This is a genomic window from Paraburkholderia sp. NPDC080076 (assembly GCF_050281145.1).
Taxonomy (GTDB): domain Bacteria; phylum Pseudomonadota; class Gammaproteobacteria; order Burkholderiales; family Burkholderiaceae; genus Paraburkholderia.
The window spans coordinates 1-14,400 of record NZ_JBNNWQ010000011.1 but is presented as its reverse complement, the minus strand read 5'-3'; the positions used below and the strand labels follow the sequence as shown (position 1 = coordinate 14,400).

Annotated in this window: 13 protein-coding genes; all 13 read right to left on the bottom strand. The window is 63.4% G+C overall.

What is annotated here, in order from left to right; genetic code table 11:
• Positions 1-306: 306 nt before the first annotated feature.
• A complete protein-coding gene (gene accD / locus ACQKRQ_RS33290; protein ID WP_012428630.1) occupies positions 307-1,179 on the bottom strand; it encodes an acetyl-CoA carboxylase, carboxyltransferase subunit beta in 873 nt (290 codons plus the stop codon).
• A gap of 80 nt (positions 1,180-1,259) precedes the next feature.
• Positions 1,260-2,072: a tryptophan synthase subunit alpha gene (gene trpA / locus ACQKRQ_RS33285; RefSeq protein ID WP_132383636.1), complete on the bottom strand. Its 813-nt coding sequence runs from the start codon at positions 2,070-2,072 to the stop codon at positions 1,260-1,262.
• Between the two features lie 50 nt (positions 2,073-2,122).
• Positions 2,123-3,037: a DNA-methyltransferase gene (locus ACQKRQ_RS33280; protein WP_427481677.1), complete on the bottom strand. Its 915-nt coding sequence runs from the start codon at positions 3,035-3,037 to the stop codon at positions 2,123-2,125.
• Between the two features lie 11 nt (positions 3,038-3,048).
• Positions 3,049-4,242, bottom strand: coding sequence for a tryptophan synthase subunit beta (gene trpB, locus ACQKRQ_RS33275; protein WP_427481675.1), 1,194 nt, complete (start codon positions 4,240-4,242; stop codon positions 3,049-3,051).
• A 60-nt stretch (positions 4,243-4,302) separates the two neighbouring features.
• On the bottom strand, positions 4,303-5,013 hold the full coding sequence (locus ACQKRQ_RS33270; RefSeq protein WP_427481673.1) for a phosphoribosylanthranilate isomerase: 711 nt from the start codon (positions 5,011-5,013) through the stop codon (positions 4,303-4,305).
• Positions 5,010-5,822, bottom strand: a complete 813-nt coding sequence (gene truA / locus ACQKRQ_RS33265; protein WP_132383628.1) for a tRNA pseudouridine(38-40) synthase TruA — start codon at positions 5,820-5,822, stop codon at positions 5,010-5,012. The genes ACQKRQ_RS33270 and truA overlap by 4 nt, the downstream gene beginning before the upstream one ends.
• On the bottom strand, positions 5,819-8,548 hold the full coding sequence (locus ACQKRQ_RS33260; protein ID WP_427481671.1) for a FimV/HubP family polar landmark protein: 2,730 nt from the start codon (positions 8,546-8,548) through the stop codon (positions 5,819-5,821). Before ACQKRQ_RS33260 ends, truA begins: the two co-directional genes overlap by 4 nt.
• 138 nt (positions 8,549-8,686) lie before the next feature.
• Positions 8,687-9,808, bottom strand: a complete 1,122-nt coding sequence (gene asd, locus ACQKRQ_RS33255) for an aspartate-semialdehyde dehydrogenase (protein ID WP_012428637.1) — start codon at positions 9,806-9,808, stop codon at positions 8,687-8,689.
• A 369-nt stretch (positions 9,809-10,177) separates the two neighbouring features.
• Entirely contained in the window at positions 10,178-11,245 is a 1,068-nt protein-coding gene (leuB, locus tag ACQKRQ_RS33250) for a 3-isopropylmalate dehydrogenase (protein WP_408284993.1), read from the bottom strand.
• A gap of 151 nt (positions 11,246-11,396) precedes the next feature.
• Positions 11,397-12,050, bottom strand: a complete 654-nt coding sequence (gene leuD, locus ACQKRQ_RS33245) for a 3-isopropylmalate dehydratase small subunit (protein WP_132383622.1) — start codon at positions 12,048-12,050, stop codon at positions 11,397-11,399.
• Between the two features lie 86 nt (positions 12,051-12,136).
• Positions 12,137-12,292: an entericidin A/B family lipoprotein gene (locus ACQKRQ_RS33240; protein ID WP_132383620.1), complete on the bottom strand. Its 156-nt coding sequence runs from the start codon at positions 12,290-12,292 to the stop codon at positions 12,137-12,139.
• A gap of 6 nt (positions 12,293-12,298) precedes the next feature.
• On the bottom strand, positions 12,299-13,708 hold the full coding sequence (gene leuC, locus ACQKRQ_RS33235; RefSeq protein ID WP_132383618.1) for a 3-isopropylmalate dehydratase large subunit: 1,410 nt from the start codon (positions 13,706-13,708) through the stop codon (positions 12,299-12,301).
• A 326-nt stretch (positions 13,709-14,034) separates the two neighbouring features.
• A partial coding sequence (locus ACQKRQ_RS33230) for a citrate/2-methylcitrate synthase (RefSeq protein WP_427481668.1) occupies positions 14,035-14,400 on the bottom strand: 366 nt, incomplete at its 5' end.

The following is a 14,400-nucleotide window of genomic DNA, read 5'->3' as shown; positions in this document are numbered from 1 at the left end:
GGGTGAATCGCGAGTGAATCGATTAGGCAGTGTTGCGAATGGACGCGGCGCGAAGCGGTCGGCTGCGGCTGCGGCTGCGGCTGCGGCTGCGGCTGCGGCCAGAGCCTGATCCGGCGGGCACTTTATGCGCGAAAACCGCACCCGCCCGCGCTGGCCGCCGTCAGCAACGTCGCTGCGTTGCGAGACCGTGATTATCCCGGAAATGACAGCGCGCCGCTTGATCACTCACGCGGCGCGCTATTTTTACTGCTTTTCTGATGGCCGCCGCGCTTGATAAGCGCGACGACGGTTCACCGTAGTGTCTGCTTACGCGACGGCGTCAGCCGGTTGATGGCTCAACAGCGCCATCAATTGCGCGAGTTCTTCACGCAGCTTGCGACGGTCGACGATCATGTCGATCGCGCCCTTCGTCAGCAGGAATTCGGCGCGCTGGAAGCCTTCCGGCAGCTTCTCGCGCACGGTTTGTTCGATCACGCGCGGGCCGGCAAAACCGATCAGCGCCTTCGGCTCTGCGATCACCACGTCGCCGAGAAACGCGAAACTGGCCGATACACCGCCCATGGTCGGATCGGTCAGCACGGAGATGAACGGCAGCTTGGCTTCGGCGAGCTTGGTGAGCATGGCCGTGGTCTTGGCCATCTGCATCAGCGACAGCAGACTTTCCTGCATCCGCGCGCCGCCCGAAGCGGTGAAGCAGATGAACGGCACTTTCTGTTCAAGCGCGTTCTGCGCGCCGCGCGCGAAGCGCTCGCCGACCACCGAACCCATCGAGCCGCCCATGAACGAGAACTCGAAGCAGGCCACCACCACCGGCAGCGTGTGGATCGCGCCGCCCATGACGACCATCGCGTCGGTTTCGTCGGTGTCGTCCATCGCCTCTTTCAGGCGATCCGGGTACTTGCGGCTGTCTTTGAACTTGAGCGCGTCGACCGGGACGATTTCCTGGCCGATTTCGTAGCGCCCTTCCGGATCGAGCAGGCCGTCGAGCCGCTCACGCGCACCAATGCGCATGTGATGGTCGCACTTCGGGCAAACATGCAGATTGGCCTCGACGTCGTTGCGATACAGCACGGCTTCGCACGACGGGCACTTGATCCACAGGCCTTCCGGAATCCCCTTACGGTTTTTCGGGTCGGTTTGTTTGATTTTCGGCGGCAGCAGTTTGTCGAGCCAGCTCATATTGAATCCTTCTCGGGTCTACGATCGCGCAAACGGCGGGACAAGCCCGCCGCTCACACTACAGAAGACAAAAATAACTGTTATCGGGCAGTCGCGACGCTATCCAGCGCCTCGCGCACTTCGGCGACGAAACGCGTAAGCGTCTCGGCAGCGGCTTCGGGCGCCGCCTGTTCGAGCAATTGCACGATACGGCTACCGATCACGACGGCATCGGATACTTCGGCCACCGCACGCGCGGTTTGCGCGTCGCGGATACCGAAACCGACGCCCACCGGCAGGGGGACGCGCGACTTGATGGCCGGGATTTTACTCGCGATGCTGGAAACGTCCAGATTTGCCGCTCCGGTCACCCCTTTCAACGACACATAATAGACGTAGCCGCTGGCGATTTTGCCGACTTCCGCAATGCGCTCGTCGGTCGACGTGGGCGCGAGCAGAAAAATCGGATCGATGCCGGCAGATCGCATCTGTTCGGCGAAATTAACGCACTCTTCCGGCGGATAGTCGACAACCAGCACGCCATCCACACCGGCTTCCTTCGCCGCCTTTGCAAAGGCTTCGGTACCCATGCGTTCGATCGGATTGGCGTAGCCCATCAGCACGACGGGCGTGGTGTCGTTGGTTTCGCGGAAGCGCTTGACGTCGGCGATCACGTGGCGCAGCGACACGCCATGCGCCAACGCGCGTTCCGACGATTGCTGGATCACCGGGCCGTCGGCCATCGGGTCGGAAAACGGCACGCCGAGTTCGATCACATCCGCGCCGCCGGCGGCGAGCGCATGCATGAATTCGACCGTGCGCGCGGGGTCCGGGTCGCCAGCCGTCATGAACGGAATCAGGCCTTTCTTACCCTGGGCGGACAGCGCAGCAAACGTGTTCTTGATACGGGACATGGAATATTCTCGGATTTGGGTTACTGCGCAGCGCGCTCATTGCACGTCGCTCATTGCACTTCGGTCTGCCGTTGAGTTTTGGCTTTGACCCGACGCGTTACGGGCGGCGCGGCAGCCGCGCTGACGCGTTCGCGCGCGATCGCGCAGTAACTTTCATTGATCTCATAGCCGACGAATTCGCGCTGCTGACGGGCGCAAGCGACTGCGGTGGTGCCGCTGCCCATGAAAGGGTCGAGCACGCGGCCGCCCTTCGGACAACTTGCCAGCACCATCCGCTCGACAATTTCCAGAGGCTTCTGGGTGGGGTGCGCGACGCGTTCGGCATGCTGCCGATGCAGTCGCGACACCGACCAGACATCCTTGGGATTATAGCCAACCTCGAGCCACTTACTGCCCTCGAACAATTTACGCGAACGCGCCTTCTTCGTGGCGGCATCGTACGGGATGCGGACGGGATCGAGATCGAAGAAGTAATCCTTCGACACCGCGAAAAAGCCGATGTTGTCATGCACCGAAGTGAACCGGCGCACGGTTCCGCCCATGCTCGGCACACGCCGGTCCCAGATGATTTCGTTGATCATCGTGAGTTTTGTCTTCAGGAAGCTGAAGATTTCCGGCGCGTACTGCCAAGTGCAGAAAATGTAGAGCGAACCTGACGGTTTCAGCTTGGGAATGGCCAGTTCGAGCCAGCCACGCGTCCAGGCGAGAAAGTCTTCGCCCGTGCGCATGTCGGAGTCGTTGCCATAGTCCTTGCCGAGCCCGTAAGGCGGATCGCATACGATCAGGTCGATCGATCCGTCGGGAATGTTCGCTACATCGGTCAGAAAATCGCGGTTCAACAGTCGTATGCCGGCAGGCACCTGCGGCAACAGCGATGCAGGCGCCTCGGCCGCCGTTGCATTGGCGGCCGGCCTTGTTTCCGTGGTTACAGTCGCCGGCTGCGGCTCGTCGAACTCGTCACGCATCGTCGCGGCGCTCAGAACTGAATGCCCGATCGCTCAGCGACCGTATGCATGTCCTTGTCGCCGCGGCCCGACAAATTGACCAGAAGGTACTTGTCCTTCGGCAACGTCGGCGCGAGTTTCGCGGCATAGGCCAGCGCGTGACTGGACTCCAGTGCCGGAATAATGCCTTCGATGCGGCAGCAATCGTGGAACGCCTTGAGCGCTTCTTCGTCGGTGATGCCAACATATTCCGCGCGTTTGCTGTCTTTTAACCACGCGTGCTCAGGACCGACACCCGGATAATCCAGGCCCGCCGACACCGAATGAGTCTCGATGATCTGGCCGTTTTCATCCTGAAGCAGGTACGTGCGGTTGCCGTGCAGCACGCCGGGACTTCCGCCGATCAGCGACGCTGCGTGGCGGCCGGATTCAATGCCGTCGCCGGCAGCCTCGACGCCGATCAATTTCACCGAAGTGTCGTCAATGTATGGGTAAAAGATGCCCATCGCATTCGAACCGCCACCAACGCACGCAATCACCGCATCCGGCTGGCGGCCGACCAATTCAGGCATTTGCACCTTGCACTCGTCGCCGATCACGCGCTGGAAGTCGCGCACCATCATCGGATACGGATGCGGCCCCGCCACCGTGCCGATGATGTAGAACGTGTTTTCGACGTTGGTGACCCAGTCGCGCATGGCTTCGTTCAACGCGTCCTTCAAGGTCCGCGAGCCCGACTCGACGGGTATGACGGTCGCGCCGAGCAGTTTCATGCGATATACGTTGGCGGCCTGGCGGCGCACGTCTTCCGCGCCCATGTAGACCACGCACTCCATGCCGAACCGCGCGGCGATCGTGGCCGTCGCCACGCCGTGCTGGCCGGCGCCGGTTTCCGCGATCACGCGCGGTTTGCCCATGCGCTTGGCAAGCAGCGCCTGCCCGATCACGTTGTTGACCTTGTGCGCACCGGTGTGATTCAGGTCTTCACGCTTGAGAAAAATCTGCGCGCCGCCGAGCATCTCGCTCCAGCGCTGTGCGTGATAAATCGGCGACGGACGGCCGACAAAATACTTCAGTTCGCGCTCGTATTCGGCCACGAATTCCGGGTCTTGCTTATATTTTTCGTACGCCGCACGCAGCTCGTCGAGCGCGTGAACCAACGTTTCAGCGACGAACACGCCACCAAATTGGCCGAAATGGCCTCTTTCGTCAGGCAAGTTATACATGGTGATCACTCTTCTCAGTGTGGCGCGCGGCTCTCGTGCGAGACAACCGCCGCGCCGGAATCATTCGGCGTCCGCTGCGCGCACCGCGCGTACGAACGCCGCCATCCGGGCGTGATCTTTCACGCCCTTGGCGCCCGGCGTTTCGATGCCGCTCGAGACATCGACCGCGTACGGGCGCACGCGATGGATCGCATCACTGACGTTTTGCGCGTTCAACCCACCACTCAAAACGGCCCGACGCGCGAGCTCTGCTGGAATAAGTGACCAATCGAAGACCTTCCCGCCGCCGCCGTATCCTTCGACATGGGTGTCGAACAGAAGGCCGCTGGCTGCTGAATAGCTAAGCGCCGATTTTACCAAATCGGCGGGCTGAGTATCCGCCGCAACGCGCAACGCGCGCAACCAAGGCAAACCCGCAACGCCGGCAAGCGATTCGCACTGTTCCGGCGTCTCGTCGCCGTGAAACTGCAACAGCGTGAGGCCGACGTTGCTCGCGACCTCGCGGATCCAGTCCGGCGTGGCGTTGACGAACAAGCCGACCACCGACAGGAACGGCGGCACGTCGTGCACCAGCTCGACCGCCTGCGCGACGCTGACCGAGCGCGGGCTCGGCGGGTAGAACACGAGGCCGATCGCGTCGGCGCCGAGGTCGATGGCGTGGGACACGTCTTCCGGCTTGGACAGGCCGCACAGCTTGATGCGCGTGCGATGCGGCGCCGCCTGCTGCGCGCCGGCGTGGGATTCGTTCGCGAGGGTTTCGGTTGCTTTCATGTTTGGGCTTGCTCGGTCCATACGGTACTCCACGGCACGCTGCCTGTCTGCGGCGCGGGCACGGCGAATTGCTCAGGATAGCCCACCTGCGCCAGATACAAGCCGTCTGGCATGAAGGTCGGCGCGGCGAAATCGCGATCGCGGCTCGCGAGCACCTCGGCCATCCATTCGACCGGGCGACGGCCACGGCCGATGTAGACGAGACAGCCCATCAGGTTGCGCACCATATGATGCAGGAAGGCGTTCGCCCGAAAACGGAAATGGACGAAGTCGCCCTGCTCCCGTACGTCGATCTGATACAGATGCTTGACCGGCGTTTTCGCCTGACATTGCGACGAACGGAACGCCGAAAAATCGTGCTCGCCGATCAGATGAGCCGCGGCCGCCCGCATCGCGCCGACGTCTAGCGCCGTATGCACCCAACCGGCCCGCGTCGCCAGCATCGGCGAGCGCACCGGATGAACGTACAGCACATAGTAATAGGTCCGCTCGAACGCCGAGAAACGCGCGTGGAACTCGTCGGGCATCGGCTTGGCCCACTGGATCGAGATGGTCTTCGGCAGGAACGAATTGGTGCCGCGGACCCAGGACACGTCGGCGCGATCGAGTTCTGTGTCGAAGTGCACGACCTGACCGAGACCATGCACCCCTGTATCCGTGCGGCCCGCGACGACGGTTTGCACCGGCGTCTGCGCGAACTCGCGCAGCGCCCGTTCGAGCTCGTCCTGAACGGTGTTGCGGTGCGGTTGCGACTGCCAACCGCAGAATGCCGAACCGTCGTACTGGACGCCTAGAGCAATACGCTTCACGACAACGGGGCGAGCGTCGAGAGCAACGCGCGGGCCTCGGTGCGCGTACCCGGATCGTTCGTCTCGATCACTTCGTTGATGAGCGCGCGCGCGCCGGACAGATCGCCGAGTTCGATGTACTCGGCCGCCAGTTCGAGCTTGTTGCGAGCGATGCGGCCGAGATCGTTCTGCGTGAACGCCGGCAACGGCTGGGCCGGGCTCGGCGGCAACTCGAGGTCGAAATCGAGCTTCAACGCGCCGAAGCCGGATGCGCCGAAGCCCGTACCTAAACCCGCACCCAGGCCCGCGACGGCCGCGTGGCCTGCGGTGCCGGCGGTGATTTCGTCGGCGATATGCGGCGCGTCGTCGTCCGGGTGGGGCAACGGCGCGGCATGTTTCGCCGTGAATTCCGGCGATGCCACCGGCTGGGTCGACAGTGAGGCGGGCACTTGCAGGGCGTCAGCGGACGACTCGACGCGCGGGGGCAACGGCATGTCGAGGCTACCGAACGCATCGACGGCGTCGCGCGGGAATTCGGCCGGCACGGCTGCGGGCGCGGACTGGGGCTGCGCTAGCGGCTCTTCAGGTTCGAGGTTCGGTGCGGCATTGGATGGTGCCGTTTGGGCCGATTGGGCCGTTTGGGCCGGTTCATACGGCGGTTCGGTGTGCGCTTGCTGCGTCTCACCCGCCAGCGGCGCGGCCGGCACCGGTGCGTCGCTGTACGGCTGGCCGAACGCCGAAGTCGTGTGCGGTTCGACGGAAGGTTCCTGCGGCACAGCCGGCACGTTGTCCCATTGCAGACGATGGGCAGGTTCCTCGTGCAGGAAGGCTTCGTCGACGGGTTCGAGCGGCGCCAGCGGCAACGCCTCGGCGCCGAGTTCCGCAGCGGCGGCAAGGCTTGCGGCCGTGGTCGCGCTATCGAAGTCGTCGTGGTGCGGAGCCGGGAGAGGTTCGGGAGTGAAGCCACTCTGAGCGGATGGAGCGGTGTTCGAATCCAATTGCGCGGGTTCGACGGACGCGTGTGTTGCGTCGCGCTCTTGCGAGATGTGGTCGGGTGAGGGGAAGGTTGTGTGGCCTGCGGGATGTTGTTCCGCTGCACGTTCTGCGATTGCCCGTTCCGTTGCTGCGCGCTCTGCCGCTGCTTGCTCCGCTGCCGTGCGTTCCGCCGCTGCGCGCTCGGCCTCTGCTCGCTCCGCTGCCATGCGTTCCGCCGCTGCGCGCTCTGCCTCTGCTTGCTCCGCTGCCGCACGTTCCGCCGCCGCACGTTCCGCCGCCGCGCGCTCTGCCGCTGCTTGCTCCGCCGCCGTGCGCTCCGCCGCTGCGCGCTCGGCCTCTGCTTGCTCCGCCGCCGCACGCTCTGCCGCAGCCCGTTCTCCAGCCACACGTTCCGCCGCCGCTTTCTCCGCCGCCTCCCGCGCAGCCGCCTGACGAATCTCCGCGTCGCGCTCCGCCGCCACACGCTCCGCCATTTCACGCGCCGCCGCGTCACCTTCGGCAGCTTCACGTTCCGCAGCCGCCAGCGCCGCCGCATTTCCCACGGCCGCATCATCGCCTGCGTCCGACGCTTCGCGCACCGGAACCTGCTCGCGCGTCGAAACGATGTCCTGCGGACCCGTTGCGCGCGCGGACACCGCCGCATCGCCATCCGCCGACGCAGCTTCCGCCGCCGCACGTTCGCGCTTACGCCGGCCCATACGCAACGCCGCCAGCAGTGCGACCAGCGCCGCGCCGACCGCCGCCGCCACGCTCAACTCCGTCTGCGACATGCCGGCATCATTCGACGTCGATGCCACCGGCGTAGCGCCATGACTCGGCACAGCCGCCACTGAGGACACGCCAGCCGCCGGCTGCGCGACATTGTTCGACGCGGTGCCCGTAGCAGGCGGGGTCCCGCCGATGCCATGCTTCTGCAACTCCATCAGCACGCGATTCTTCAGCGCGAGCAATTGCTGCAAGCTCGACACCTGCGCGCGCGGTTGCGACGCCGGCTGCGCGGCGGTCGTCGCCGGATTCGTTCCTGCACCAGCCGTGGATGCGCCTTCAGCAGCCTCGCTAGCCGAGGGCTGGATCGAACCGGTCCACTCATGGGTGCCACTGGCCGGCAGTGCCGCCGCCTGCGATCCCGCGACCGGCGCCGATGAAGCCGTGCCGGCAGGCGCCACCGAGCTTGCCTCAGTGGCCGCACTGGCCATCGCCGAAACAGCAGGCGCGGCAGGCGTCGCCGCGCGAGCCGCAGCGCTTGCTGCGCTTGCCGCCGCCGCGTTGACCTGCGCTGCAGCACTCGCCGCGTCGGTCGCCGGCGCTGCATTCGACGCGGAGGCAGGCGCAGCCGCGGAAGCCGCCGTCGCAACAGCCGCCGCCGACGCAGCCAGCGCACCCGACGCATCCAACACGGGCACCGTCAGCACCGCGCCCAGCCGCAACCGGCTCGGGTCGTGGCTCATGAAGGCATTCGGGTTCGCATCGAAGAGCGCGCGCGAGGCGCGCGCGAGCGTCGCTTTGTCGTGCGACTGCGTGACGGCAATCGCCACGTCGTTCAGCGACTGCCCGGGCCGTACCGTCACTTGACCGCCGTTCGCGTACGAGACGGAGGCGGCGTCCGGCGCGCTCGCGGCATCGCCTGGCGCGGCGAGCGCGCCGCCCATGCCGGCACCCGCCAGCGCAAGAGCCGCAGCCGCGGCAGCGGCCAATCGGCCCGCACCTCGATGAATGAACATAGCCCGAAGGGATGAGAGTCGAAGGTTCATCGGGACTCCTGGCGCGTCAGCGCGCAGCCCTTTTTTGCGGTTGGAAAGAGACAAGATAATCGGAGCACACAATGAAAAAGCGCCGCGCAAGCGCGACGCTTCTTGAGTTTTCTACGCGTCGTGAGCGCGTAGTTTACTTTACTTGTCGAGCACAATGCGAAGCATGCGACGCAGCGGTTCCGCCGCGCCCCACAACAACTGATCGCCGACCGTGAAAGCCGACAGGTATTCGCCGCCCATCGCCAGTTTGCGCACGCGGCCGACCGGCACCGTCAGCGTACCCGTCACCACCGCGGGGGACAGATCGCGCATTGACGCTTCACGCTCGTTCGGCACGACCTTGACCCAGTCGTTGCCCGACGCGAGGATGCTGTTCACTTCGTCGAGCGGCACGTCCTTGTTCAGCTTGATGGTCAGTGCCTGCGAGTGGCAGCGCATTGCGCCGATGCGCACGCACAGGCCGTCGACCGGAATCGAACCCGGCGTGCCCATGGCGGGCTTGCCGAGAATCTTGTTGGTTTCCGCGCCGCCCTTCCACTCTTCCTTCGACATGCCGTTGCCGAGATCCTTGTCGATCCACGGAATCAGCGAGCCGGCGAGCGGCACGCCGAAGTTGTCGGTCGGCATACGGTCGCTGTTCATCGCGCTCAGCACGCGGCGGTCGATGTCGAGAATCGCCGACGACGGATCCGCCAGGTCTTCCTTCGCCGCACCGTACAGCGTGCCCATTTGCTGCAGCAGTTCGCGCATGTTTTGCGCGCCCGCGCCCGAAGCGGCCTGATACGTCATAGCCGTCATCCAGTCGACGAGGTTTTCGCGGAACAGGCCGCCGAGCGCCATCAGCATCAGGCTAACGGTGCAATTGCCGCCGATGAAGTTCTTCTGGCCCTTGACCAGCGCGTTCTTGATCACGTCGAGGTTGACCGGATCGAGAATGATGACCGCGTCGTCCTTCATGCGCAGCGACGACGCCGCGTCGATCCAGTAGCCGTTCCAGCCCGCGGCGCGCAGCTTCGGGAACACTTCGTTCGTGTAGTCGCCGCCCTGGCACGAGATGATCGCTTCGCACTTCTTCAGGTCGTCGATGCTTGTCGCATCTTTGAGCTTGGTCTCGTTTTTGGCGAACGACGGCGCGTTGCCGCCCGCGTTGCTGGTGCTGAAAAACACCGGTTCGATAAGATCGAAATCGCCTTCCTGCTGCATGCGTTGCATCAGGACGCTGCCGACCATGCCGCGCCAACCTACGAGACCTACGTTCATGACTTCATACCCTTCGAATGGAAACTTCCCCGCATCTTTGCCCGCAGTGACCGCGCGGGGAAGATGAGCGGGCACGACGGACGATCAGCGCTTCGTGATCGTTTTCGGGGTAATCGTTTTAATGGAAGCTTTGGCGGTAATGGCGAGCTCAACCGCACGGGCCGTTTTGCCGTGCAGTGTCGAAATCGAGGAGATTTGAGCTGTGTGCGCCATCGCTACAATATACACGAAAACCGGAATCCGGCGACGTCAATGTCCGCCGCTGCCGTCCGTATTGCGCGCGAATCGGCCTCTTTCGAGGCCAATTCGCGTTTTAAAGGCCGTTTATCGACCTGACTACCACTTTACTTGCCCGCTTATTTGCCTGCTTTAGAGCGCGGCAACGACCGCGTCGCCCATCGCGACGGTGCCGACCTGCTTGCAACCCGGCGTCAGAATATCGCCGGTGCGATAGCCTTGTTCGAGCACCTTTCTCACGGCGTTTTCGATACGATCCGCCTGCTCCGCCTTGTTCAGCGAATAGCGCAGCATCATGGCCGCCGACAGAATCGTGGCGAGCGGATTCGCGACGCCCTTGCCGGCGATGTCCGGTGCCGAACCGTGCGACGGCTCGTACAAGCCCTTGTTGTTCTTGTCGAGCGAGGCGGACGGCAGCATGCCGATCGAACCCGTCAGCATGGCCGCTTCGTCGGAGAGAATATCGCCGAACATGTTGCCGGTGACGACCACGTCGAACGCCTTCGGCGCCTTGACCAGTTGCATCGCGGCGTTATCGACATACATGTGCGACAACTCGACGTCCGCATATTCCTTCGACACGTCGATCATCACGTCGCGCCAGAACTGCGAGGTTTCGAGCACATTGGCCTTGTCCACGCTCGTCAGCTTCTTCTGACGCTTTTGCGCCGCCTGAAACGCGACGTGCGCAATGCGGCGCACTTCGGGCTCCGAGTAACGCATCGTGTCGAAGCCTTCCTTCGCGCCTTCGAACAGCCCGTCCGGCGACGAACGCACGCCGCGCGGCGCGCCGAAATAGATGTCGCCGTTCAGTTCACGCACGATCAGGATGTCGAGGCCCGAGACGATCTCTTCCTTCAACGACGACGCGCCGGTGAGTTGCGGATAGCAGATCGCCGGACGGAAGTTCGCGAACAGTTGCAGATGCTTGCGCAGACCCAGAATGGCCTGCTCCGGGCGAAGCGCGCGTTCGAGCGAGTCATATTTCCAGTCGCCGACGGCGCCGAACAGGATCGCGTCGGCTTCTTTCGCCAGCGCCAGCGTCGAGTCGGGCAGCGGGTGGCCCTTCGCTTCGTAGCCCGCGCCGCCAACCGGCGCTTCTTCGAGTTCGAACTTTTCGCCGAGCACGTTCAGGACCTTGACAGCTTCCTTGACGATTTCGGGACCGATGCCGTCGCCCGGCAAGACTGCGATCTTCATGCGAATTCCTTGATGTTTGCTTCGAGAGTGAAAGTGCCCCCAGATCTGTCGCTTCGCGTCAGGCCCCCCGCGGGGGGCAAGAAAACTTGGGGCGCCCCGGCGTTTTCTTGCGAGCTTGAATCAACGAGCGGGCCTCAGAGGCCCGACGCCCTTAACCGACGATGCGGTGATTCAGCCAAGGCTGCTTCGTAATGCGCTCCGCTTCGAACTGGCGAATCTTGTCCGCGTGACGCAGCGTGAGGCCGATGTCGTCGAAGCCGTTCAGCAGGCAGTACTTGCGGAACGCCGCGACTTCGAACGGATATTCGGTGCCGCCGTCCGACGTGCGCACGACTTGCGCCTCGAGATCGACCGTCAGCTTGAAACCGTTGAACGCATACGTCTCGTTGAACAGGTGATCCACTTGCTGTTCGGTCAGCACGATCGGCAACACGCCGTTCTTGAAGCAGTTGTTATAGAAAATGTCGGCGAAACTCGGCGCGATCAGCGCGCGAAAGCCGTATTGCTCCAACGCCCAAGGCGCGTGCTCGCGCGAGCTGCCACAACCGAAATTCTTGCGCGCCAGCAGCACCGAAGCGCCCTGATAACGCGGCTGGTTCAACACGAAATCCGGATTCAGCGGACGCTTGGAATTGTCCTGACCCGGCTCGCCGTGGTCGAGGTAGCGCCATTCGTCGAACGCGTTCGGACCGAAACCCGTGCGCTTGATCGACTTCAGGAATTGCTTCGGAATGATCGCGTCCGTGTCGACGTTCTCGCGATCGAGCGGCGCCACGACGCCGGTGTGTACGATGAATTTATCCATGACGCTTGCGCCTGTTTCAAGACCGGGCGATGCGCGCGGCGGCCGGAAAGCCGCTCGGCGCATGGCCGGCAAAAATCAAAAACCGCTTATTTATCAGCGTGGTTGCTGATCGAATTGCCGAGGTGCGACATGTCCTCGCCGAATCCGTGCACCGTGTTGCAACCGGCCAGACCCAGCAACAGCCCAGCCAGGGTACCGAGCGCGAAGCGGCGCAATAGAGTGGTGCGATTCATGTTCATCATGCGTGTTTATCCAAGCTTGCGAATATCGACGAAATGCCCTTCGATGGCCGCAGCCGCAGCCATCGCGGGGCTCACGAGGTGGGTACGGCCACCGGCGCCCTGACGACCTTCGAAGTTACGATTCGACGTGGACGCGCAACGTTCGCCCGGATCCAGCCGGTCGGCGTTCATGGCGAGACACATCGAGCAACCCGGTTCACGCCATTCGAAACCGGCATCGGTAAAGACCTTGTCGAGGCCTTCACGTTCCGCCTGTGCCTTCACGAGACCCGAACCCGGCACTACCATGGCCAGACGGATGTTCGGCGCCACGCGGCGGCCCAGCTTCTTCACGACGTAAGCCGCGGCGCGAATGTCTTCAATGCGCGCGTTGGTGCACGACCCGATGAAGATTTTATCCGGCTTGATCGACTCGATCGGCGCGTTCGGTTCGAGCGCCATGTATTTCAGCGCGCGCTCCATGGCGTCGCGCTTGACCGGGTCTTTCTCGCGGTCGGGATCCGGCACGCGGCCGTCCACGGCCGTGACCATTTCCGGCGACGTGCCCCACGTGACTTGCGGCACGATCTCCGCTGCGTTCAGTTCGACCACGCGATCGAACTGCGCGCCTTCGTCCGACTTGAATTGCTTCCAGTATTCGACCGCGTGATCCCACTCCACGCCTTCCGGCGAGAACGGGCGGCCCTTCAGGTATTCGACCGTAGTGTCGTCGACCGCGACCATGCCGGCCCGCGCGCCTGCTTCGATCGCCATGTTGCAAACCGTCATGCGGCCTTCCATGGAGAGCGCGCGAATCGTCGAACCGCCGAATTCGATCGCGTAGCCGGTGCCGCCTGCCGTGCCGATCTTGCCGATGATGGCGAGCACGATGTCTTTCGCGGTGCAACCGCGCGGCAGTTGCCCTTCGACTCGGACCAGCATGTTCTTGCTCTTCTTCTGCAAGAGCGTTTGCGTGGCCAGCACGTGTTCGACTTCCGACGTGCCGATGCCATGCGCCAGCGCGCCGAACGCGCCGTGCGTGGACGTGTGCGAGTCGCCGCAGACGATCGTCATGCCGGGCAGCGTAGCGCCCTGCTCCGGCCCGATGATGTGCACGATGCCCTGACGCAGATCGTTCATCTTGAACTGCGTGATGCCGTAAGCGTCGCAGTTCGAATCGAGCGTGTCGACTTGCAGCTTGGAAACCGGATCGGCGATGCCGTGGCTGCGGTCCGTGGTCGGGACGTTGTGGTCCGAGACCGCCAGGTTCGCGCTGATGCGCCACACCGGACGCTCAGCCAGCTTCAGACCTTCGAACGCCTGAGGGCTGGTGACTTCGTGCAGCAGGTGACGGTCGATGTAGAGAATCGTCGTACCGTCTTCTTCCGTGTGGACCACGTGTGTGTTCCACAATTTGTCGTAGAGAGTCTGTGCCATGGTATGCGGGGTAGTATTGACTGCGGGCTGACCGTGTCGGTCGATTATGCCACGCGGCGCCCCGCCTGGGCCGCTCAATCAGGGAGAAAACCGATAAAAAACAGGGAGTTGGGTGGTAGTGTCGATACCTGTATTGGCGTTACCCGGCAAGAGCGCACCCGTCCCCCGCCTGCTGCAGTGCCGCGCAAATGCATGCTCAGTGCGCCGGACAAGAAGCTGAAAACAAAACGCCCCGACGGAAAACCCGTCGGGGCGCCTTTATCAGCAGACTCCGTCCTAACTCGCAGCGCACGCAGCCACTACGAATTAAGCGGACTCAAACCTGATCAACGTTGCGCGATCGGCTTGGCTTCACGTTGCGTGTCGCCGATGAACAGCTGACGCGGACGGCCAATCTTCTGTTCCGGATCGGCGATCATTTCGTTCCACTGCGCAATCCAGCCGACCGTACGTGCCATCGCGAAGATACACGTGAACATCGAGGTCGGGATGCCCAGCGCGCGCTGCACGATGCCCGAGTAGAAGTCGACGTTCGGGTACAGTTTGCGCGACACGAAGTATTCGTCTTCCAGTGCGATCTTTTCCAGTGCCATGGCCAGCTTGAACAGCGGGTCGTCGTGCAGGCCCAGCTCTTCCAGCACTTCGTGGCAGGTTTCGCGCATCAGCTTCGCACGCGGGTCGTAGTTCTTGTA

Bases quoted from the DNA above. Each gene is read 5' to 3' on its own strand.
- accD (WP_012428630.1), bottom strand. From the start codon at position 1,179: ATGAGCTGGCTCGACAAACTGCTGCCGCCGAAAATCAAACAAACCGAC.
- trpA (WP_132383636.1), bottom strand. From the start codon at position 2,072: ATGTCCCGTATCAAGAACACGTTTGCTGCGCTGTCCGCCCAGGGTAAG.
- ACQKRQ_RS33280 (WP_427481677.1), bottom strand. From the start codon at position 3,037: ATGCGTGACGAGTTCGACGAGCCGCAGCCGGCGACTGTAACCACGGAA.
- trpB (WP_427481675.1), bottom strand. From the start codon at position 4,242: ATGTATAACTTGCCTGACGAAAGAGGCCATTTCGGCCAATTTGGTGGC.
- ACQKRQ_RS33270 (WP_427481673.1), bottom strand. From the start codon at position 5,013: ATGAAAGCAACCGAAACCCTCGCGAACGAATCCCACGCCGGCGCGCAG.
- ACQKRQ_RS33260 (WP_427481671.1), bottom strand. From the start codon at position 8,548: ATGAACCTTCGACTCTCATCCCTTCGGGCTATGTTCATTCATCGAGGT.
- asd (WP_012428637.1), bottom strand. From the start codon at position 9,808: ATGAACGTAGGTCTCGTAGGTTGGCGCGGCATGGTCGGCAGCGTCCTG.
- leuB (WP_408284993.1), bottom strand. From the start codon at position 11,245: ATGAAGATCGCAGTCTTGCCGGGCGACGGCATCGGTCCCGAAATCGTC.
- leuD (WP_132383622.1), bottom strand. From the start codon at position 12,050: ATGGATAAATTCATCGTACACACCGGCGTCGTGGCGCCGCTCGATCGC.
- ACQKRQ_RS33240 (WP_132383620.1), bottom strand. From the start codon at position 12,292: ATGATGAACATGAATCGCACCACTCTATTGCGCCGCTTCGCGCTCGGT.
- leuC (WP_132383618.1), bottom strand. From the start codon at position 13,708: ATGGCACAGACTCTCTACGACAAATTGTGGAACACACACGTGGTCCAC.